The sequence below is a fragment of the Stomatobaculum sp. F0698 genome (assembly GCF_030644385.1).
GTDB lineage: Bacteria > Bacillota > Clostridia > Lachnospirales > Lachnospiraceae > Moryella.
Genome location: NZ_CP130060.1, coordinates 288582 through 308974, shown reverse-complemented (window position 1 = coordinate 308974; position 20393 = coordinate 288582). Strand labels below are relative to the sequence as shown.

General features: G+C 57.8%; 18 protein-coding genes and 1 tRNA gene. 3 read left to right on the top strand and 16 right to left on the bottom strand.

Annotated features, from left to right (window positions below):
• Window positions 1–10: 10 nt before the first annotated feature.
• From rlmB to QU660_RS01525, 5 genes are read right to left on the bottom strand one after another with little or no spacing between them, the layout of a single operon-like run.
• Complete coding sequence (gene rlmB / locus QU660_RS01545; RefSeq protein ID WP_304946589.1) at window positions 11–748, bottom strand: 23S rRNA (guanosine(2251)-2'-O)-methyltransferase RlmB; 738 nt, start codon at window positions 746–748, stop codon at window positions 11–13.
• Complete coding sequence (locus tag QU660_RS01540; protein ID WP_304946588.1) at window positions 729–1154, bottom strand: Mini-ribonuclease 3; 426 nt, start codon at window positions 1152–1154, stop codon at window positions 729–731. Before QU660_RS01540 ends, rlmB begins: the two co-directional genes overlap by 20 nt.
• Window positions 1139–2548 (bottom strand): cysteine--tRNA ligase, encoded by a 1410-nt coding sequence (cysS, locus tag QU660_RS01535; RefSeq protein WP_304946587.1) that lies wholly within the window; start codon window positions 2546–2548, stop codon window positions 1139–1141. Before cysS ends, QU660_RS01540 begins: the two co-directional genes overlap by 16 nt.
• Window positions 2545–3024, bottom strand: coding sequence for a 2-C-methyl-D-erythritol 2,4-cyclodiphosphate synthase (gene ispF, locus QU660_RS01530; RefSeq protein WP_304946586.1), 480 nt, complete (start codon window positions 3022–3024; stop codon window positions 2545–2547). The genes cysS and ispF overlap by 4 nt, the downstream gene beginning before the upstream one ends.
• A gap of 17 nt (window positions 3025–3041) precedes the next feature.
• Window positions 3042–4016 (bottom strand): diacylglycerol/lipid kinase family protein, encoded by a 975-nt coding sequence (locus QU660_RS01525; protein ID WP_304946585.1) that lies wholly within the window; start codon window positions 4014–4016, stop codon window positions 3042–3044.
• 160 nt (window positions 4017–4176) lie between these two features.
• On the opposite strand from QU660_RS01525, the gene QU660_RS01520 reads away from it, so the two are divergent.
• Together QU660_RS01520 and QU660_RS01515 are read left to right on the top strand one after the other, a co-directional pair.
• Window positions 4177–4250 (top strand) — tRNA-Met (locus tag QU660_RS01520).
• A gap of 136 nt (window positions 4251–4386) precedes the next feature.
• Window positions 4387–5130, top strand: a complete 744-nt coding sequence (locus QU660_RS01515) for a phosphatase PAP2 family protein (protein ID WP_304946584.1) — start codon at window positions 4387–4389, stop codon at window positions 5128–5130.
• Between the two features lie 44 nt (window positions 5131–5174).
• Here the strand turns inward: QU660_RS01515 and QU660_RS01510 are convergent, their stop codons facing one another.
• The 3 genes from QU660_RS01510 to QU660_RS01500 all read right to left on the bottom strand — a co-directional run bounded on the left by QU660_RS01510 (window position 5175) and on the right by QU660_RS01500 (window position 8081).
• Window positions 5175–6194, bottom strand: a complete 1020-nt coding sequence (locus QU660_RS01510) for a glycosyltransferase family 2 protein (protein WP_304946583.1) — start codon at window positions 6192–6194, stop codon at window positions 5175–5177.
• Window positions 6195–6267: 73 nt separating this feature from the next.
• Window positions 6268–6900 carry a CPBP family intramembrane glutamic endopeptidase gene (locus QU660_RS01505; protein WP_304946582.1) on the bottom strand — a complete coding sequence of 211 codons (633 nt, stop codon included), beginning with the start codon at window positions 6898–6900 and terminating at the stop codon, window positions 6268–6270.
• A complete protein-coding gene (locus tag QU660_RS01500) occupies window positions 6897–8081 on the bottom strand; it encodes a nucleotide disphospho-sugar-binding domain-containing protein (RefSeq protein WP_304946581.1) in 1185 nt (394 codons plus the stop codon). Before QU660_RS01500 ends, QU660_RS01505 begins: the two co-directional genes overlap by 4 nt.
• Before the next feature lie 98 nt (window positions 8082–8179).
• Between QU660_RS01500 and arcC the strand changes: the two genes are divergently transcribed.
• The gene (gene arcC / locus QU660_RS01495; RefSeq protein WP_304946580.1) at window positions 8180–9112 is read left to right on the top strand and encodes a carbamate kinase; all 933 of its coding nucleotides are present in this window, start codon (window positions 8180–8182) and stop codon (window positions 9110–9112) included.
• A gap of 157 nt (window positions 9113–9269) precedes the next feature.
• Here the strand turns inward: arcC and QU660_RS01490 are convergent, their stop codons facing one another.
• The 8 genes from QU660_RS01490 to QU660_RS01455 all read right to left on the bottom strand — a co-directional run bounded on the left by QU660_RS01490 (window position 9270) and on the right by QU660_RS01455 (window position 20392).
• Window positions 9270–10784 carry a S1C family serine protease gene (locus tag QU660_RS01490; RefSeq protein ID WP_304946579.1) on the bottom strand — a complete coding sequence of 505 codons (1515 nt, stop codon included), beginning with the start codon at window positions 10782–10784 and terminating at the stop codon, window positions 9270–9272.
• Between the two features lie 190 nt (window positions 10785–10974).
• Complete coding sequence (locus tag QU660_RS01485) at window positions 10975–12513, bottom strand: LCP family protein (protein WP_304946578.1); 1539 nt, start codon at window positions 12511–12513, stop codon at window positions 10975–10977.
• Window positions 12514–12526: 13 nt separating this feature from the next.
• Window positions 12527–13936 (bottom strand): undecaprenyl-phosphate glucose phosphotransferase, encoded by a 1410-nt coding sequence (locus QU660_RS01480; RefSeq protein WP_304946577.1) that lies wholly within the window; start codon window positions 13934–13936, stop codon window positions 12527–12529.
• Between the two features lie 7 nt (window positions 13937–13943).
• Window positions 13944–14975: a glycosyltransferase family 2 protein gene (locus tag QU660_RS01475; RefSeq protein WP_304946576.1), complete on the bottom strand. Its 1032-nt coding sequence runs from the start codon at window positions 14973–14975 to the stop codon at window positions 13944–13946.
• The gene (locus QU660_RS01470; RefSeq protein WP_304946575.1) at window positions 14972–17203 is read right to left on the bottom strand and encodes a glycosyltransferase family 2 protein; all 2232 of its coding nucleotides are present in this window, start codon (window positions 17201–17203) and stop codon (window positions 14972–14974) included. Before QU660_RS01470 ends, QU660_RS01475 begins: the two co-directional genes overlap by 4 nt.
• Entirely contained in the window at window positions 17200–18159 is a 960-nt protein-coding gene (locus tag QU660_RS01465) for a glycosyltransferase family 2 protein (RefSeq protein ID WP_304946574.1), read from the bottom strand. Before QU660_RS01465 ends, QU660_RS01470 begins: the two co-directional genes overlap by 4 nt.
• Entirely contained in the window at window positions 18156–19247 is a 1092-nt protein-coding gene (locus tag QU660_RS01460) for a zinc-binding dehydrogenase (protein ID WP_304946573.1), read from the bottom strand. The genes QU660_RS01465 and QU660_RS01460 overlap by 4 nt, the downstream gene beginning before the upstream one ends.
• A complete protein-coding gene (locus tag QU660_RS01455; protein ID WP_304946572.1) occupies window positions 19244–20392 on the bottom strand; it encodes a class I SAM-dependent methyltransferase in 1149 nt (382 codons plus the stop codon). The genes QU660_RS01460 and QU660_RS01455 overlap by 4 nt, the downstream gene beginning before the upstream one ends.
• Window position 20393 lies beyond the last annotated feature (1 nt).

The following is a 20393-nucleotide window of genomic DNA, read 5'->3' as shown; positions in this document are numbered from 1 at the left end:
CTTTTCTCCTTTACGAGCTGCGGCGCTGCCGCAGTACCTCATAGGCGAGCACACCGGCTGCGACACTCGCGTTCAGCGAATCGATCTGTCCCAGCATGGGGATGCGCGCCGTAAAATCACATTTTTTCCGGACAAGCTCCGAGACGCCCTTGCCCTCGTTGCCGATCACAAGGCCCAGCGGCCCCTTCAGGTTGATGCGATACATCTCCTCGCCGTCCATATCCGCAGCGGCAAACCAGAGACCCTCTTTTTTCAGTTCCTCTATGGTTCTCGCCATGTTCGTGACCTTTGCGACCGGCGTATAATTCAACGCCCCCGCGGAGGTTCTCGCGACACTCGCTGTGAGCCCGACCGCACGGTTCTTGTTGATGACAACGCCGTGTGCGCCGACCTGATTCGCGGTGCGGATAATCGCACCGAGATTATAGGGGTCCTCGATGCCGTCGAGCAGAATCAGGAAGGGATCTTCGCCCTTTTCCCGCGCGCTTGCGAGAATATCGCCGAGCTCCGCATAGGCATAGCTCGCAACCATCGCGATGACGCCCTGGTGCTTCCCGTCTTCGCTCATGCGATTCAAACTCTCTTTGTCCGAATAGAGAATGCGACTGCCCTGCTTCTTTGCCTCCCGCACGATGCTCAAAATCGGGCCGTCCTTTAAGCCCTCCTGCACGTAAAGCTTGTCAACCGTCTTTCCCGCGCGAAATGCCTCCAAAACGGCATTGCGCCCCTCAATTGCGTTTTCGTTCATGCGCCTGTCTCTCCTCTTCCTCGAGCGCCGCGAGCGCCTGATTCAGCAGCGCCCGGAAGCGCTCCTCCTGCCCGCTGAGCTTCCAATAGCCGACCAGCGCCTCAAACGCGGTTGCGCGGCGGTAGTCTATCATGCTCGCATTTTTTGCCATCGTGTTCGCGTGGGCATTGCGCCCGCGGCGCACAATGCCGCTCTCCGCCTCCGTGAGCTCTGCTTCCAGATAGCGCAGAAGCTTTGCCTGGGTCTCCGCCTTCACAAAGTGCACCGCCTTGCCGTGCATGCGGTTCACCGGCTGATTTCCCCCCGCGACAATGCGCTCTCGAATATAGAGCTCATAGACCGCATCGCCGAGGTAGGCGAGCACCAGCGGCGAAAACTGCGCTGCCTGCTTTACGCTCTCTTCCACTTGACGCCCTCTTTGGTGTCCTCGAGGAGTATGCCCATCGCCGTGAGTTCCGCGCGAATCTCATCCGCCCGCGCGTAGTTCTTCTCCTTGCGCGCGGTCTGACGCTCCTCGATCAAGGCCTCGACGCGGGCATCCAGACTCTCTTCCTTTCGCTCTGCGTGAATGCCGAGCACCTCGAGCAGCTTTTCCAAAAGCTCCTTTACGCTACGGATGTAAGCGGCCGCGCTCTCCTTCGTGACCGTGATGTTGGCGCGCTTTACCATCTCGAAGACCGCGCTGATCGCATCGGCCGTGTTGAAGTCGTCATCCATGGCCGCCTCAAATTTTTCCCGCAGCGCATCGAAGGCCGCGAGCTCCGATGTCTCCGTGTCCGTGAGCTCTCTCTCCGTAGCCCCGGCGAGGCAATCGCGAAGATGATCCATCGCGGTCAGAATGCGGTCCAGGCTCGCCTTCGCGCCGTCCATCATCTCCCGCGAGAAGTTCAGCGGACTTCTGTAGTGCGCCGAGAGCATGAAGAAGCGGAGCACCTGGAGATCGTACTCCTCGCTGATCTGTCGCACGGTTTTGAAGTTTCCGAGCGACTTGGACATTTTGATGTTGTCGATGTTCAGGAAAGCATTGTGCATCCAGTAGCGCACAAACTGCTTGCCGCTCACCGCCTCGGACTGCGCAATCTCATTCTCGTGGTGCGGGAACACTAAGTCCTCGCCGCCGCCGTGGATGTCGATCGACTCGCCGAGGTACTTCTTACTCATGACCGAGCACTCAATGTGCCAGCCCGGACGCCCCTCGCACCAGGGCGACTCCCAGTACGGCTCACCTTCCTTCTTCGGCTTCCAGAGCACAAAGTCGTTCGGATCTTCCTTTGCCTCCTCGCCGCGCACCTTGAGGGTTCTTAAGCCCGCCTGATTCTCTTCGACATTCTTGTGGGAGAGCTTACCGTAGTCCGGGAAGCTGCTCACGCGGTAGTAGACCGTGCCGTCCTCCGCGACATAGGCGTGACCGTTGTCGATCAAATCCTGAATCATCGCGATCATCCCGTCGATTTCCTCGGTCGCGCGGGGATGGTAGCTCGCCGGGCGCACATTCATGCCGGCCATGTCCTTCTTGCACTCCGCAATGTAGCGCTCGGAGATCACGGAGGCGTCCACGCCCTCTTCGACCGCCGCCTTGATGATCTTGTCATCCACGTCGGTGAAGTTCGAGACAAAGTTCACTTCGTAGCCCCTGTACTCGAGATAGCGCCGCACCGTGTCGAAAAAGATCATGGGGCGCGCGTTGCCAATGTGGATCAGATTGTATACCGTCGGACCGCAGACATACATCCTGACCTTGCCCGGCTCGATGGTCTTAAATTCTTCTTTGAAACGTGTCATGGTATCGTAAATTTTCATCTCGTTCTCTCCGTTAAAAAGCAGACGGCATGTGCCGCAATGCCCTCTCCTCTCCCTGTAAAGCCCATATGTTCCTCGGTGCTCGCCTTGACGCTCACCGCTTCTGTCGGGAGCGCAAGCACCTCCGCAATCCGCGCCCGCATCGAAGCAATGTGCGGCGCGAGCTTCGGCGCCTGGCAGACCACCGTGCTGTCAATGTTTCCGATCTCATAGCCTGCCGCGCGAATCAAGTTCCCGACCGCGCGAAGAAGTTCCGCGCTGTCCGCGCCCCGGTAAGCCGGATCGCTGTCCGGGAAATGCGCGCCGATATCGCCGAGCGCCGCCGCACCGAGCAGCGCGTCGGAAATCGCATGCAGGAGTACATCCGCATCGCTGTGCCCGAGCAGCCCCTTCTCATAGGGAATTTCAATGCCCCCGAGGATGAGGGGGCGCTCCGCAACCAGGCGGTGTACATCGTAACCCTGTCCGATTCTCATTTTTTCTCCTCCATCTCTCAACAGAGAAAGCGTAAACGCCGTCTGACACAGCGCAGCGTGAGTTCCCTTCTGCCGCCCAGTCCCTCGCCGTCCGCATGCAGCGGCAACGCCTCATCGAGAAAGAGACGAAACTCCCGGCAACGGTACACGCGGACCCCCGCATAGGACTCCGGCGCTTTGCGCCGCGGCAATAGCAACAGTCTTGCCTGCTGCAGGCGACTGCGCGTATTCAGCACCGCGACCGTCAGAAGCCCGTCCGTCGGCGGCACCTTGTTTACGAGGCGTATGCCACCGGCTTCGGTGGCATAGAGTTGAGCGCTGAGCAAAAAGAGATGCCCGAATTCGACCCGCTGTCCGCTGTCCGTCTCAAAGTAGCCCCGCGTACAGTGTGCGCGTAACAGGGCGCGGAAGCCGACCAGAAGTCGTAAGCCTCCCCGGATGAGGCGCGAACGCCTTCCGTTTCTTTGCTCCAGCTCATAGAGTTTTGCGAGCCACTCCGCATCGAAACCCATGCCGCAACTCACCAGAAAGCGGTGATGCGAGGGCTCATCGCCCCCGAATTCCGCGACCCCGTAATCCAGCTCCCGCTCTTCGCGGGGCGCGAGTATGCGCTTCAGACAGCCGAGCGGCGTCCGCGGAAGCCTAAGCCCGCGCGCAAAATCCGAATCGCGCCCCACCGGAATAAAACCGAAGCGAAGCCGCTCCGAGAGTCGGGCGCCGTTCAGCACCTCGTTTAGCATGCCGTCGCCGCCCACCGCGACCAGCGTGAGGCTCTCTCCTTCATACTCGGCGCTGAGCCGCGCCGCAAGCTGTCTCGCCTCCCCGGGGCCGCCCGTCACATAGACCTGATAGGCCGTCTTCGTGCGGAGCAGCCGTCGCTCCAATTTCTTAAAGACGCGGTAGCCACGCGCACCGCCCGCATTCGGATTCACCAAAAAGATCAGCATCGAAATGCCCTCGCTCTCTGCCGTAACCGGCTCTCGCGGCACCATACATCCTTGCCAAATCCATACGTACCGTTTGAGTATAGCACAAAATGCACCCTGCCGAAAAGGCGGGCTTCCCGCGCGTCCCGTTTCCGAAAAAAGTATTAAAATATCGGTTGACAGGCCACGCATCTTCCCGTATACTAACAAAGTCCTAAAGACATGCGGCGGAATAGCTCAGTTGGCTAGAGCACACGGTTCATACCCGTGGTGTCGAGAGTTCGAATCTCCCTTCCGCTACGATAAAAGCGCCCCCTGCGGGGCGCTTTTTTGTGTCCCCCGAAAAATCCTGTACACTTTGTCACTTCTTTGTTTGCGCGAGCCATGCTAAAATAAAAGCTATCGCAATGCAAATACATGTATACAGGAGATCGCTTTGGATCAGAACAAAACGAATTACTCTCCCGCCCATATCCTTGCGAGAGAACATCTCTTCACCGTCATCTGTCTCTACACCGTCTTCTACATTTTCTGGTTCCGCCACCTGGAGCAGACGGTGTCCGGGGATTACCTCATCATGCACACCAAGGTCGACGAGTGGATTCCCTTCCTGCCGGTGTTCATTGTCCCCTACCTGCTCTGGTTTCTCTACATCTTCGCCGCGCTGGTCTATTTCAGCCGGGCGGATAAGGATGAGGCCGCGGACCTCTGCCTCTTTTTGGCGCTCGGCATGACGAGCTCGCTCTTAATCTGTACGCTCTTTCCGAACGGCACCGACCTCCGCATCGCGGCGAATCCCGCAAACGGCTTTTTTGAACACCTGGTTTGGATGATACAGCGCACCGATACCCCCACCAATGTGTTCCCGAGCATTCACGTCTTCAACGCGCTCGCGGTCCACGCGGCGGTCGCGCGAAGCAAGACGCTGCGCCGCCATCCCTTGGTGCAGGGGCTCTCCCTGCTGCTCATGGTTTCCATCTGCCTCTCGACCGTTTTCTTAAAACAGCACTCGGTGCTCGATGTCCTCGGGGCTCTTTTACTCGGCTACTTTGTCTACGCCGTCATTTATGAGCAGAGCGAGATGCCCGCTCTCGTCCCCGCCGGCGCGGACGGCTTCTTCCGCCGAAAGAAAAAGGCGACGCGCGCGTATCAAGCCTTCAGCGAAAAAAACAGAAAATAAGCTCACAAAAAGACCGGATTCCCCGCGGAATCCGGTCTTTTCGTTTAGTTAAAGCCGTAGAACTTCTGTGCGATTTTATAGCCCGCAATGCTGATTTTTCTGCCGCCCTTGCCCGGAAGATTCATGCTCTGTCCGAGGAAGCCGAAGCGGATACGGAAGTAGAGACGCGGATTCAGTTCCTTTAAGAACTTCCAAATCTCCTTCTTCTTCTCGAGGTTCTCGGGGAGCTCCGACTTGATCGCGAGAATCGAGCATATGGTCATCATGATCTCAAGATAGAGTATCATATAGCGTCTTAGCTTCTTCGCCGGAATCTTGTAGGGGTCGTAGCTCTCGAGCATAAGCCTCGTCACGCGGAGCTGCTGATCGATGCGCCCTATCATGACCTGCTCGTTGACCGACTGATCCTCTCTGCCGATGTAGTAACGGTAGAAGTTTACATCGAGGTAGTAGAGGGTCTTCACGCTCGGCAGCGGCTGGTAGACAAAGATATTGTCCACATAGAAGGTGTGTGCCGGCAGCGAGAGCCCGCAGTCGCGGAGCAGGGCCGTGCGGTAGATGACGGAGTGCATGAGAATGTACTGGCCCGGCAGGAAGTGCCCGATCTCGTCCCAGCCGATTAACTTCTCCTGCGGCAGCACCTTTCTGTAGTTCATGACGCGCTTATGCGCGGCGCCCTCCTTCTCGTAGACAAAGTTGCTGATCAGAAGATCCAGCTGCGTGTTCTTTGCCGTAAAGTCGCGGAGGGTCGAAAGAATCTTGTCGTAGCTCTCGGGATCGACCCAGTCATCGGAATCGACCACCTTAAAAAAGACGCCGCTCGCATTTTTGAGACCGGTCATGACCGCAGCGCCGTGTCCGCCGTTCACCTGGTGCAGGGCGCGGCAGATATTCGGATACTCCCGCTCGTAGCGGTCCGCGATTTCTCCGGTGTTGTCCTTCTGCGAGCCGTCGTCGACGATTAAAATTTCGACCTCGTCGCCGCCGTGCAAGAGAGAGCGGATGCAGCGGTCCATATAAGCGGCGCTGTTGTAACAGGGCACCGCAATACTCAATAGCTTCATGCTTTCCTCCTTTGATTTGGATTGCAACGAACGCATTGTTTCATTTTACCCGCTTTCCGCTTATTTTTCCAGTCTAGACAATAAGGGCCAGGAGATTGATGCTGAGGTGCGCCGCAAGCGCGGCCCGTAAGCTGCCGCGCGCTTTCAGCCGGGAAAAGGCAAGGCCCAACGGAAACGCAAGGAGCCCCTGGGTGAGGTTGCCGTGGTAGAGCGCGAAGAGAAGCGCTGCGATACAGGCAGTAAGCCACCTCCGCTTCAAAAAGACCGCGAGGCCGCGCTCCAAAATACCGCGGAACAAGAGTTCCTCGGCGGCCGCGCCGCAGAGCGCATAGAAAATCAGCGCGGCCCGTTCGCCGTCTCCGCCGAGGCTTCGGAGCGCGGTCTGATAGTTGCGGTCCGAAGCCGCATAGCCGCTTCGGAAGAGCAGAAAGATAAGCAACAGGTAGAGGAAGAGTGTCCCCGCAAACTCAAAGAGCGGAAAGCGCCTTTTTTCCCGCGGACCGTCGCTACCGCCCTGCCGGTACCGAACAAACGAAAAGAGGAGGAGACAGCCCTGACAGAGCGCATTAAAGCGAAGCGCTGTCTCCGCGCCCGGCACAAGTTTCAGCAGCAGCGAGGCCGAGAGATTCGCGGCGAGCGGCAGGAAAAAGACCGCAAGTAAATCCGCGATGCCGCTCCGCTTACCGATTGCCGACATTCCGCTCATTCCGTTCTTCCCTTCCGCTCCCGAGCCGCCAAATCTTCCAAAATACGTTTTGCCGCCTCTCGGTTTCCGCCGCTCGCCTGCGCTTTTCGCTTCATTTCAGTCCGCGCTTTCCTAGCTTCGGGGTCCCTCAGTAAGTCCTTGACCGTGCGCCAAAGCCGTGCGGCTTTGAGTTCCCGCGGCTCTATGACCCGCCCGAGCTTATGTCTTTGAAGCTCCCGCCCGACGAGCGGCTGGTCCAGACCGAAGGGAATTACAATCATCGGGACCCCGTAGTAGAGCGCCTCATTCACGCTGTTCATCCCGCCGTGGGTCACGAAAAGAGAGGCGCGGCGCAGTACTGTGAGCTGCGGCACCCGCGCGTAAACCCGCACGTTTTGCGGCAAGTCCCCGAGGGCGCGCACCAGCTTTTCGCTGCCCACCGCGCATATCACTTCAACCCGTTTCCCGGCGAAGACCGCAATCAGCTTCTCAAAGAAGCGCTTGTCCGCATGCATCAGGGTTCCGAAGGAAATATAGACAAGGGGATTTCCGCTCTCTCCGAAGGAAAACGGCGCTTCCCCTCTGTCATCGACCGCGGGTCCCACAAAGTGATAGTTTGACTCCGGAAAACACGCTTCCTCCGGCTGAAACTCCCGCAGGGTGTAGATAAAATTGTGCGGCGGTGCTTCACTCACCAAGGCTTCCGCGAGGTTCTTCTCCCGTAGCGAAAACTTCGGGAGAAAGAGGCTGCTCAGTGCCGTGCAAAGCCGCTCCGAGCGAAACAGCGCCGTCAAATAAGGGCCGCCGGTTTTTCCGAGCACGCGGAGTAAGTTCCGGTTCAGCGCAAAGGTGGAAATCAGCCGATACGAGGGGATGCCGAGTTCCGCCGCGAGCGCCTTCCCCGGGAAAAAGAGGAGTTCATAGATCAGGCAGTCGTAGTTCGCGCCGATACGCCGCACGGTGCGGTAAGCCGCCCCCCAGTTCAGCACTTCGTTCAGCGCAGGAACGAAGCTGTTCGGCGGCGCATCGTAGGGGACAAAGCGCGCGCCGCTCGCCTCCACCTGTGCGCGAAAAGACTCCGCCTGCACATAGTCCACCTCATGTCCCGCCTCGACGAGGCAGCGCACCAGGCCGAGCGAGGGGTTTGTGTGCCCCGAATAGGGCAGGTTCACCATCAAAATACGTCTCTTTTTGCCTTCCATCCGTTCCGCCTCCCTCCCTGCGGTTGCTTTTTTGTTCCTCTGAATTTATAATTTTATCATGATTTTTCACGCATATCAGCTGAATTAGGAGGTCTCTCATGTCTAAAAAGCGTCTGGTGCTCTCACTCGGCCACAAGGATCTCGGCACCAATCTGCCGGAGCAAAAAGCGGCCGTCGCGAAGACAGCGCCTATCATCGCAGATTTTGTCGAGGAGGGCTGGCAGGTCGCCGTGACCCACTCCAACGCGCCTCAGGTCGGCATGATTCACGGCGCTCTCTCCGAGTTTGCGGCGCGCCACGAGGGCTACACCCCTTCGCCGCTCTCGGTCTGCTCGGCCATGAGCCAGGGTTACATCGGCTACGACCTGCAGAACGGACTCCGCTCGGAACTTCTGTCCCGCGGCATTTATAAGTGTGTCTCGACCATCATGACCGAGGTTACGGTGGATCCCTATGACGAGGCCTTCTATCAGCCCCTGAAAACCATAGGCCGCTTCATGACGAAGGAAGAGGCCGAGACCGAGGAAGCAAAGGGCAACCACACAGTCGAAGTTCCCGGCAAGGGCTATCAGCGCATTGTCCCCGCGCCGAATCCGGTCGCCATCGTTGAAATCGATGCGATCAAGGCGCTCCTCGACGCGGACCAGGTGGTCATCTGCTGCGGCGGCGGCGGTGTCCCGGTGCTTGAGCAGGGCACGGTGCTCCGCGGTGCCAGTGCCGTCATCGAGAAGGATCTGACTTCCGGCCTCCTCGCGCGGGAAGTGGATGCGGATGTGCTCCTCATCTTAACCGCCGTCGACAATGTGACCCTGAACTTCGGCACCCCGGCCGAAGAAGCCATCTCCGAGATGAGCATTGCGGATGCCAAGGCCTACATGGAAGCCGGTCAGTTTGAATTTAAGAGCATGCTCCCGAAGGTCAAGGCAGCGGTCGATTTTGTGAGCGCGGGCAAGAACCGCGCCGCGATCATCACGAGCCTCGCAAAGGCGCGACAGGCACTCCGCGGCAAGGCGGGCACTCGCATCTCCTAAACCGCCGCATTGCGCGCCACACAACAAAAACAACAAGACCCCGGTTCTTCCCGAAAAGGCGGAAGACCCGGGGTCTTGCTCTTTGCTCGTAACGCTGTACTGCTTCTCTCCGCTGCCAAGGAGCGCTTTCCCTTGCTCCGGCGCACTTCGCTTTCTCTTAGCGGAAGAAGGGGAATAAACTGCCTTCCTCACTCTCATCCCCGTTCTCGGGAATGATGCCCTTCGGTAAGCTTTCCTGTGATTCCGCCTCCTTATCCTGACTCTCTTCCTTGCTCTCTGTGTTTGTGCGCTTCAAACTGCTCTGGCCCTTCAGTGTGATACTGATTTCCTTCTCTTCGTAGCCCTTGTTGCCCGGGCGCTTGACCGTCAAAGTCACTGTCTCGCCCTGCTCGTAGCGGGTTAACTTATCCTTGAGTTCCTCGATCGAGGAGACGCTCTGTCCCTCGAACTTGGTAATGATATCGTTCTCCTGCAGCTCGGACTCCGCCGCGGCACCGCCGTCCAGTATCTTGTAGACAAAGATGCCGACCGGCATGTTAAACTTCTGCGCGGCCTCATTGTCCACGTTCTGGCCCTGGAAACCGATGTAGCCGCGATTCGCCTCCGCGACCGTGCCCCTTGTCTTCTGCAGGGAGAGGGTATTGATGAGCTCGGTCACGCTGGAAATCGGGATTGCATAGCCCATGCCCTCGACCTTCGTGTCCACGCTCTTCGACTCGTTGATACCGATGACCTGCCCCTGCATATTGAGGAGCGCGCCGCCCGAGTTGCCGGGATTGATCGCGGCATCGGTCTGCAGGAGATTCTCAACCGTCGTGCTCTCACCGGTCGAACCGTCCCGCGCGGTGATGCTGCGCCCCTTGGCGCTGACATAGCCGACGGTGACCGACTGGCCGTAGCCGAGCGCATTGCCGATGGCCACAACGCCCTGTCCGACCTTCAAATCATCCGAACTGCCGATTTCGGCAATCGCAATCTTCGACTTGGTCTCCTCCGGCACATCCGACTTTTTGACCGCAATCACCGCAACGTCCTTGCCGGCATCGGTCCCCTTCATCTCCGCATCCACACTCTTGCCGTCGATGAACTGCACCTTGACGCTCGTCGTATTCTCGATCACGTGGTTGTTCGTGACAATCAGATACTCCTCTTCGTTCTCACCGATGAGAATGCCCGAGCCCGCGCCCGAGGTCTCATAGGAGGCCGTGCGCCCAAAGATATCGCTGACCTTCTGCTCCCCCTTCACATCGATGGCCACGACCGAGGGCATGGCCTTTTCGACGATGGCGGAGACATCCAGGCTGCTGCCCTCCGTGCTCGTACCGCTCGGAGCACTCTCGCTTTCGGTCGCTGTCTTGGTCACACTCGGAACCATCTCGGCCGCAACGCTGCTCTCCGCCTTAGCCACGGCATTCTTCGGCATGACCGCGCGGCTCACCGTACCCATTGTGACACCCGCAACCGCGCCGAAAACCAGCGCACAGGCCGCCGCCGTGCCGAGCTTCTTTGCGAGACCGCTGCCCTTTTTCGGTTTCTCGGGCGCTCCCGTGCCGCTGCCCGCGCTGTAATAAGTCTCATCCGAAACCGTGTTATAAGGATCTGCGCTCTGCTTCGCGCTGCTGTCATAGGGAAAATTATTGAAATTGCTGTAGGTATCATTCGACTCGTACATGCTGATTGCCTCGCTTTCTTTCTTACTTTGTTTCGTTGTAAACAGTATAGAAAAAAGCTGTGAACGAAGTGTGTTGAGATGCCGAGCAAAGTGTGAACAATGAAGCGTTTTCTTCCCGCCGTCGCACAAAAAAGAACTGCCCTGCCGGCATGTTGCGATCCGGCATGACAGTTCTTCTTTTTTTCTTCGTTTATTCTTCGTTCACGGCGGGACCGTTGGTCTCCGAAGGCTCGGCCGCCGTGCTCGCCGCGCGCGTTTGGAGCTGGCTGCTGCTCTCCGCCGCCGAGCTGCTCTCACGTGCCGAACCGCTTTCCCGCGCCGAGCTGCTCTCCGCCGCATTCGAACTCTCGGCTGCGGAAGAACTCTCCCGGGCCGAGCTGCTGCTCTTGGCACCGGAACTCGAAACCACATTGCCGCGGGAATCCGTCGACTCCGCACTGCCCGACTCGCTCTCGCGAGACTCGCCGCTCTCGCGCGTGCTCTTCGTGCCGCCCTCCGAATCGCTGCGGCTCCGCTTGGTCTCCTCCTCGGTCGTGCTGCGCTTCTTCGAGGAAGAAGTCTCGTTCTCCTCGCTGTACTGGCGCATCTTCTCCTTGTACTTTCTCTCCTCGGAGCGACCGCGATAGCGCGCAATGTCCGAAGCGATGTGATTGTCGATCTCCTTGACCTGCTTGGAAACCGAGTACTCCTCGCCGCCGAAGAAGAAGGTATGGAGGTCTTTCACGTTCTTTTCCAGCGTGTTCGGAATGACGCAGGCACCCTTAAAGCTCATGTTAATCTCGCGGCGGTCCATCGGGAAACCGATGGTATCCACGATTTTGTACTTCTTGACATTCATCGCGAGATTCATGCCGTCCTCCCAGGTAAGGCTTGTCGCGACCATCGAGAGCATATTGCCCGCGAGGTCCGAGAGCGTACCGGAATCGGCCTGCTTTGCTTTCTCCACACAGAGCTCCAGAACGCGGCGCTGCCGCTCCGTTCTCGTGTAGTCGTTGTCCATGTAGCGGAGACGCGCGTAAGCGACTGCCTGAATGCCGTCCAGGTGGTTCATACCCGCGTGCGTCAGCTGCACCGAACCGATCTTGGTGCCCTTGACCGTCTCGGTGATGTAGGAGTTGATGTACTTAAACTCCGGCTGACTCAAATCAATATCGACACCGCCCAGAATGTTAATGCCGGTTGCGACCGCCTTCCAGTTGAAGGTCACATAGTCGGTGATGTTGAGGTCCAGGTTCTGGTTCAGCGCCTTGACCGCAAGTTCCGGACCGCCGACCGCATAGGCCTGATTGATCTTATTGTAATTGCCGTTCGCGAGACTCAGATACGAATCGCGGAACACACTCGCAATGCGGATTTCGCCGTTCTCGCGGTTGATACTCACCACCATGATGACGTCCGCATTGTTGCCGCGTCCCACCGAGGAGTCACGCGAGTCGACACCGAAGGCCGCAATGTTCCAGTAGCCCTTCATCTTTGCGATGTCGTCTGTCGTGAGTACCGTGTTCTCGACGTTCTTTACCTCAAACACCGGCCGTTGTATCTTGGAGTACTGCTTCAGGAGATAGGCATAGGCAAAAATGGCTGTCAGTACCAGAACTTCCAGCACCGCCATAATGATGAAGCGCCGCCGTTTGATTGCCTTTGCACTCATCGGCTTTTTCTCCGCAACTGCCGCAGTCGCTTTCTTTCGGCTTCTGCCTCTCTGCGGCTCCTGCATCTCGTTTTCCATAAAATCTCCTGTGTCAATAAGCGTTTTTGTTGATGAACCCGCGAATCAAGGTGAGCAAAATGATTTTAAAATCAAAGCCCAGCGTCCAGTTCTCAATGTAATAGAGATCGTGTTCGATGCGTCTCTCGATTGAGGTGTCGCCGCGGAGTCCGTTGACCTGCGCCCAGCCCGTGAGCCCCGGTCTCACCTGGTGCTTAATCATATAGTGCGGGATTTCTTCTTTGAATTTTTCAACAAAGTAGGGTCTCTCCGGTCTCGGACCGACCAGACTCATATCTCCCCGCACAATATTAAAGAATTGTGGCGTCTCGTCAAGACTTGTTTTTCGAAGAATGCGTCCGATCCAGGTGACACGCGGGTCTGCCTTGACCGTCCAGCCCTTCTTTTCCTCCGCATCGACCTGCATGCGCATGGAGCGAAACTTATACATCCAAAATTTTTTCTGGTGCAGTCCCACGCGCTCCTGTCTGAAAATAATGGGACCCGGGCTCGAAATCTTCACCAAAATTGCCGCTAGCAGCATAATCGGCGAGAAAACAATCAGCCCGACAATGCCGCCGACAATGTCGACCAGGCGCTTTGCCGCCGCATTGTAAAACTCGGTCAGCGGCACATGGCGGATGTTGATGACGGGCATGCCGGCCACATCTTCCATATAGGGGATGGTCGGAATGACGCCGTAATAATCCGGGATAAACTTGGTGTGCACGCCGGATTTTTCGCAAATGCTCACGATGCCCTGTAATTTCTCGTACTGGGAGAGCGGCAGGGTGATTGCGATCTCATCCAGCGCATTCCGCTCGAGCAGAGGCTGTAACTCGTTCACGGCGCCGATGACCCGTATCCCGTGATAACTGTAGCCGAGCGGCTGCTTGTCATCGAGTATGCCGTTGATCTGATAGCCCCACTCCGCATTGGTTAAAATGCGGTCTATGTAGCCCTTTGCCGCCTCTCCGTAGCCGACCAGAAGTATATTCTTCTGATTAAAGCCGAGGCGACGCATGCGGCGCAAAAAGCCGCGTATCACATTGCGCTCAACGGTCATTGAGACGACGCAGGTCAGGTAGAATACGACCACCAGTCGCCGCGAGAAGTGGTAGAGCACCATATTTTTGGAGCCGAGATACAGCACCAGCGTGAACAGCAAAAGGCCTATCGTGTTGACCTTCAGAATTCCGGCGAACTCTGCCCGCCGCCCCCTGGTCCGCTTCGGCGCGTACAGCCCGAAGAGAGCATTCAGGAGGAGATACAGCGGGACAATGAGGATGAGTGCCCGCATATAGATGGCAAAGCTGAGCCGACCGACCTTCTCGTGGTAGAGACCAAACAAAATATACCAAGCGAGAAAATAGGATCCGCCGATGACCAGGGCATCCAAGAGGATGTGCAGTCGATTAAATTGTTTTTGGAAGTCTTTTACCATAGGGAAATTATACTGGATTGGGGGCCGATTTTCCAGCTTCCTTTTTCAGCGCCCGGGAGACATAGTGGTTGAGATACGCGAGCGTTCCGAGCAGCAGTTCCCACTCGATCGCGAGAACGCGGGAAGTCGGAATCTTCGAGAAATCCGTCTTATCCCGCTCCGGGAGCGTCGTGAGCCCCTCCGTGAGACCGCGCAGATAGTCGGAAAGCAGGCCCTTCTTCGCAAAGAAAGCTGCCTTTACGGCAATGCCGCCGAGAAGGAAGGGCAGGTTCCAGATGAGCTGCCATAGCGGCTGGTTTTTCGCCATCGTGAAAATATGGTTTCTCGCGGAGAGCCGCACCTTAAACGCATTGTATTTCGATCCGCTGGTCGCGGAGCCGAAGTGATACACCTTGGCCGCCGGGCAGTAGAGATTCCGGTAACCCGCGAGCTTCGCCCGCCAGCCGAGGTCTATATCCTCCAGATAGGCAAAGTAGCTTTCGTCGAGCCCGCCGAGCTCCCGGTATACGCTTGTCCGGTAGATGGCCGCGCCGCCGCAGGCGGAGAAGACCTCCGCCTCTTTCTCATAGGCCGCGCAGGGCTCCATGGTGCCCCGCTGGAAGGCCCAGCCGGGCAGGGAGACCAAATCTCCGGCATCGTCGATTTCATCATGGTTCTGCGTGCGTATCATCATCGCACTGACCGAAAAGATGCGCTCGTGCCGTGAAATGCTCTCTTCGAGGGCACGCACAAAGCCCGGAAACACCTCGGTGTCGTTGTTTAAGAGCAGCACATAGGGCGTTCTTACCTCCCGGACCGCGCGGTTCACGCCGCCCGCAAAGCCCAGATTTTCCTCGCTGAATATGGTCGGAATGCCCTCTTCCCTGAGCCATTCCGCACTCCCGTCCGTCGAGCCGTTTTCCATGACGAGGAGGGAAAAATCCCGCTCCGTCTGCCGCCGAAGCGCCGCAATGCACTGCGGCAGATACTTCATTCCGTTATAATTCGGGATGACCACCGTGACGCGCGCATCCTCACACTCCCATGTTTCCGCTCTCACGACTCTTCCTCCGATTCGCTAAGGTATTTCTCAATCCCCGGCATGTGATAGGGCTCTCCGATTTTCTCCTTGTCGAGATCCCGGAGCGCAAAATTTGACTTTCTGAGTGTCAGATTGGGGTTATAGTAGGGGTCTCCCTGCTCCAGAATTTCGGGCCAGCGCTTCATGAAGCGCGCCACCTCGCGGTTAAAGCGCTCCACTTTTTCCGGCGTGTCCTCGAGACCGCGCGACTTCGACTCGTAGTGATGCAAAAGCGCGTAGGGGTTATAGACCACCAGCTGCCCCGCCGCTCTCACTTTGAGGCAGTAGTCAATGTCGTTAAAGGCGACCGCCAGTTCCTCCGTGAAACCGCCCACCGAGAGGAAGAGTTCCTTCTTCGTGAGCAGGCAGGCCGCCGTCACCGCCGAGTAGTCCTGGGCGGTCAGCGCGCGGTGGAAGTAGCTGTTCTGCACCTCATGGAGACCGATAAAGGTGTGCCCCGCAATGCCGCCGAAGCCGATCACCACGCCCGCGTGCTGTATCGTATCGTCCTCGTAGAGGAGGCGGCAGCCGACCGCGCCGACATCCCGTCGCATCCCGTAGCCGAGCAGCTCCCGCATCGTATCGGGGTTAATAAGCTCCACATCGTTGTTCAAAAAGAGCAGATACTCGCCCTTCGCATAGCGAACGCCGAAATTATTAATCTTCGAGAAATTAAAACCGCCCTCATAGTAAACAACTTTGACCTGCGGCAACTCCTTCTGAATCGCCTCATAATAGGCAAAGGTCTCGGGATCGGTCGAGTTATTCTCGACGACAATGAACTCCAGATTCTTGTAAGTTCCCTTCTCGAGGAGCGAACGCACGGCCTTGTCGAGATCTTCACGGTGATCCTTGTTCGGGATGATGACCGAGACCAGGGGCTCTTCCGTGAGTTCGAAAATCGTGTGGTAAATGCCGTAATCCACGCCCTTTTTGACTTCTTTGATTTTGAGTTCCGGGTAGACGCGCTCGTAATGCGCGCGGATGGCCCTTGCTCCCGCCTCGAAGGCATAGAGCTTGCTCTCCGGGTTCGAGGCCGTCGAGTTCATGTGACAGCGCCAGTGGTAGAGCACCTTCGGGACATGGACTATGTGCCGCGCTTTCTCGGTCACGCGGAAGATAAAGTCATAGTCCTGGGCGCCGTCATAGGCCGCGTCAAACTGCCCGACTGTGTCGAGAAGACTCTTCCGCACCGCAAAGAGGTGGCAGATATAGTTGACCGAGCCGAGCAGATCCGGGTTAAAGTCCGGCTTAAAATGCGGGTCGAAGAGGGAACCGCCGTCCATGTCGAGCTTGTCCTCGTCGGAGTAGAGACAGTCGGTCTCCGGCTCCTTCACGATGGCCTCTGCAAAAAAGAAGAGCGCCTCGGGCGGCAGAATATCGTCGTGGTCGCAGAGCACCACAAAATCACCCGCCGCAAGGGCAAGCGCCGCATTTGTATTGCCCGCGATGCCGCGGTTCTCGCCGAGCACCGTATAGCGTATTCTCGAATCGCGCGCCGCATAGTCCCTGAGAACAGCCTCCGTGTCCTTCCCGGGGCGGCTGCCGTCCGCAAGACAGAGCTCGAACTTCGTATAGGTCTGCGCGAGCAGGGAGTCGAGGAGCGCCTTCAAATACACCGCCGGTGTCTCAAAGAGCGGAATCACAATCGAGAAGAGGGGAGCCGTATCGTCAAAGACCGTTTCCCGCTGGCGCTTTAACTCCGCCTCCGTGGGTCTTGTCTTCTCGTACCACTCGGCGTACTCGTAATCCGAATCTATGCCCTGTAACTTATTCTTGGATTTTAAGAAGAGCTTTTTTAAGCCGTGCTTCTTGAAATAGTCAAAGGCCACGCGCACGGTCTCCATATTGCAGAGATCCTTGATTTTCTCCATGCGCTTATGAGCGACCGAGGAGCGCTTCGCGATCAGCTCTTCGTTGTACTTGACTCGCACTTTCCGCCCTTCGACGGAAATGACAAGATAGTAATTCTTTCCGCGCTCGTAGGGGAAGCGGATGTCAAAGCCGTATTCTTTTTCCGAGGCTTGGTGATAGTAGATCTGGCTCACATCGTCCCGCCGCGTTCTGACGAGCTTGAAGGGAAGGGCGCGGTGTGCCTCATCCTCGACCGAAAACGTCGCCTCACTCTCCGGGTTTCGCCCGATGGCCCAGCCGTTTAGGGTGATATAGTTCTCTCGAATTCGCACCACGTCGACTCTGTACTTCATCGCGTCTCCTCCGCGTCCTCACTGTCAAAATTAAGTCGCTCCGCCTCGACCACCAGCGGGCGCTTCATGACGCGCTGGTTAATCGTCAGCACATACTCGCCGACCATGCCGATGAAGAAAATCTGCACCGCGCCGAGAAAGAGCATGCCGATTAAGAGCGGCGTTAAGCCCGCCTGGAAGCGATCCCAGTAGAGGAGCTTCATCACGAGATAGATGAGCGCAATCACGACGCTCAGCACCAGGGTAATGCCGCCGATGAAAGTCGCAAGGCGCAGCCCGAACTTCGTATAGGAAGTTACCGAGAGCATGGCCGCGTCGTAGAGCTTATAGAGATTGTTGCTCGTCTTGCCCGCGCGGCGCTTCGGCTGATCGTAGGGGATTTCCTTCCGGCGATAGCCGAGTTCCGCGACAATGCCGCGGAGAAAGGGCGTCGGGTCATCCAGATCCCGGAGCACCTGAATAAAGCTCTTGTCGTAGAGACCGAAGCCCGTGAAGTGCTCAATCTGATCCACCTCGGAGAGCTTCCGTATCCACTTGTAGTAGAGCGAGCGGAGGTGGTACATGAGCGGATTCTCCGCGCTGTGGGTCTTGATGCCGATTGCGATCTTATAGCCCTCTTCCCAGGCCGCCGCATACTTGATCAGCATTTCCGGCGGGTCCTGGAAATCCGCCGCCATGAGTACCGTCGCATCGCCGGTCGACTGGAGCATCCCGTAGTAGGGCGAGTTGAACTGTCCGAAGTTTTTGGCGTTAAAGATTGCCTTGATTTTATGGTTCTCCGCGCAGAGCGCGCGGAGGTACTCTCTGGTTCTGTCCTGCGAATCGTTGTCAATGAAGATGAGCTCGTAGTCATAGGCTGCGAGCTCATGCCGAAAGAGGCCCACCAGCGTTTCCGCCATCGGCCCTACATTTTCTTCTTCGTTATAGCAGGGAATCACAACGCTGATTTTTTTCATGCCTGCTTTTCCTCTCCTCCCGGCGAAAGGCGCACCATCACCTTGATTAAATCCTGCGGTTTTTGCCGCATGAGTTCGAGCCCTTCCGCAAGTGCCGGAAAGCCCTCGAGCTTATGCGTGACCATGCGCCCGGGCTGTATCCTGCCGGCCTTCACGAGGCGCAGAAGCCGCTCCATACGCGCCCTTCCGCCCTTGCAGAGCTCCAGATGGACGGTCTTTCCCGCCATGCCTCTGCCGCCGGAAAACTTCGGAATCCCGATGTCGCCGTCTCCGGGATAGTGCTTTAAGTTCACGACGCGGCCTATGCCGTAGCGCACCATGTCGACAGCCTCCCGGAAGGTATCGTCGTTGCCGCCGCAGACAAAGACCGCATCCGCGCCCCGTCCGCCGGTTCTCGCAAGAATCTGTTCCCGGATATCGCCGTCCTTATAACTCAGAACTTCCGTCGCGCCGAATTCCAGGGCGCGCCGCACGCTGATTTCCCGCGTGCCGACCGCGTAAATCTCGGCGGCTCCCTGCAGCGCGGCACCTTGCACGACCATGAGCCCCACCGCGCCGATGCCGAGCACCGCGACCGTATCGCCGAATTTGAGTTCTGCCGCCTCAACGCCGGTAAAGCCTGTCGTCGCCATATCGACGCACATCAGCGCGTCCTCAAGGCTCACGCCTTCCGGCAGTTTTGCGAGGGTCGTATCGGCATCCGCAATCGCAAATTCCTCGGCAAAGACGCCCGGAATGCTTCTCCCGAGCGCATTGCCCGAGAAGGGACGCCCCGCATGGCGGTCGTTCCCCTCCTGAATTTCGACATTGCGCCAGTCCGGCGTAATGGCCGGCACCGCGACCAAATCGCCGACCTGAAAGTCCCGCACACGGCTTGCGACCGCCTTGACCCGCGCAATGCACTCATGTCCCAGGATGAGATTGTCCGGCTTTTTGGAACCGCTTCCGTAGACCGTGTTGACGTCCGAACTACAGGGGGACACAACCACCGGCTCCAAAACAGCGCCGTAGGGTTCCTCCAAGACGGCGCGCGGCGCGTCGTCAATCAGCAGCGCGCGTCCCGGCGCCTGTAACACAAAGGCTTTCATGCATCTCTCCTGTCTGTGAGCCGCTCGGGTACATCGCTCCGAAGCGTCCAAATCTCGGTTCCCGCCGGGAAGTTCTCACGAATGCGCGCCGCGATTTCCTCGGTATAGCCCGGCGCGACGATCAGGATGCAGCTCGCCGGATCCCGCATCGCCGTCTCCGGCGAAACAATCGGAATATGCGACGCGGGGGCGATGTGCCCCTGCTTAAAGGGCGCGGAGTCGATGATGTAGCAGATTCTATCGCCGAGTCCGAGGGAAGCCGCAATCGAAAAACCCTGGTGCGAAGCGCCCCAGATTGCGACCTTCCCGCGCGCCGCAGCCTCATCCACAAGGCCCGTGATATCCCGTGCAATGCTCTTTTGCTTCTCAATGAGCCCCGAGACCTCGGGTCTCGCCTTCTTTTTCACCCAGACCGAAATCGTATCGCGGTTCACGCGTTCTTTTTTTAGGACGTCAAAGCCGCAGCGGTTCATAAGCGAACTTAGGCTATCCTCGGTGAAGTAGGAGAGATGGTCCGGAATGAACTCGTAGAAGCTGTTCTCTTCGAGAATGTACTCAAAGCTCGGCACCGTCACGAGACCTGCGCCGCCCGCCGTCAGATTGTTTGCAATCGCGCGAAGATAGGCCGCCGGGTCCGGCTGGTGCTCGAGAAAGTTAAACGAGGTAAAGCCGTCAAAGGGGCCGTTCTCAAAAAGCTGATCCTCCCGCTCCGGATATTCCTCCGCGACCGTGAGGCCCTTTTCGCGCGCCTTTACCACAAGCTCGTGAAAGTGCTCCATCCCGTAGGCTTTAACCGGATACGCCGCGAGGATGGAAAGAAACTCGCCCTGCCCGCAGCCGGCCTCCAGTATCTTCTTCCCCTCTAAGTGAAAGGCAGGAATCCAGGCGTCGTACTGCGCGCGGCGAAGCTTATCCATGGTCTCCGAATAGCCGCCGGAACGTATCACATCGCGGTAGTAGGAAACCGGCTTGGTGTCGAGCTGGGTGAGCCCGCAACCCGTGCAGGCGCAGAGCCTGAGTGTGACCCCGCGCTCGGTCGCGGCATCCTCCGGGCGCGGCAGATGCTGCGCGGCGGCGGGCATGTTCTCAATGGTAAGCAACGGCTCCGCGGAAAGCGGCGCACCGCAGGCAATACATCTCTTCACG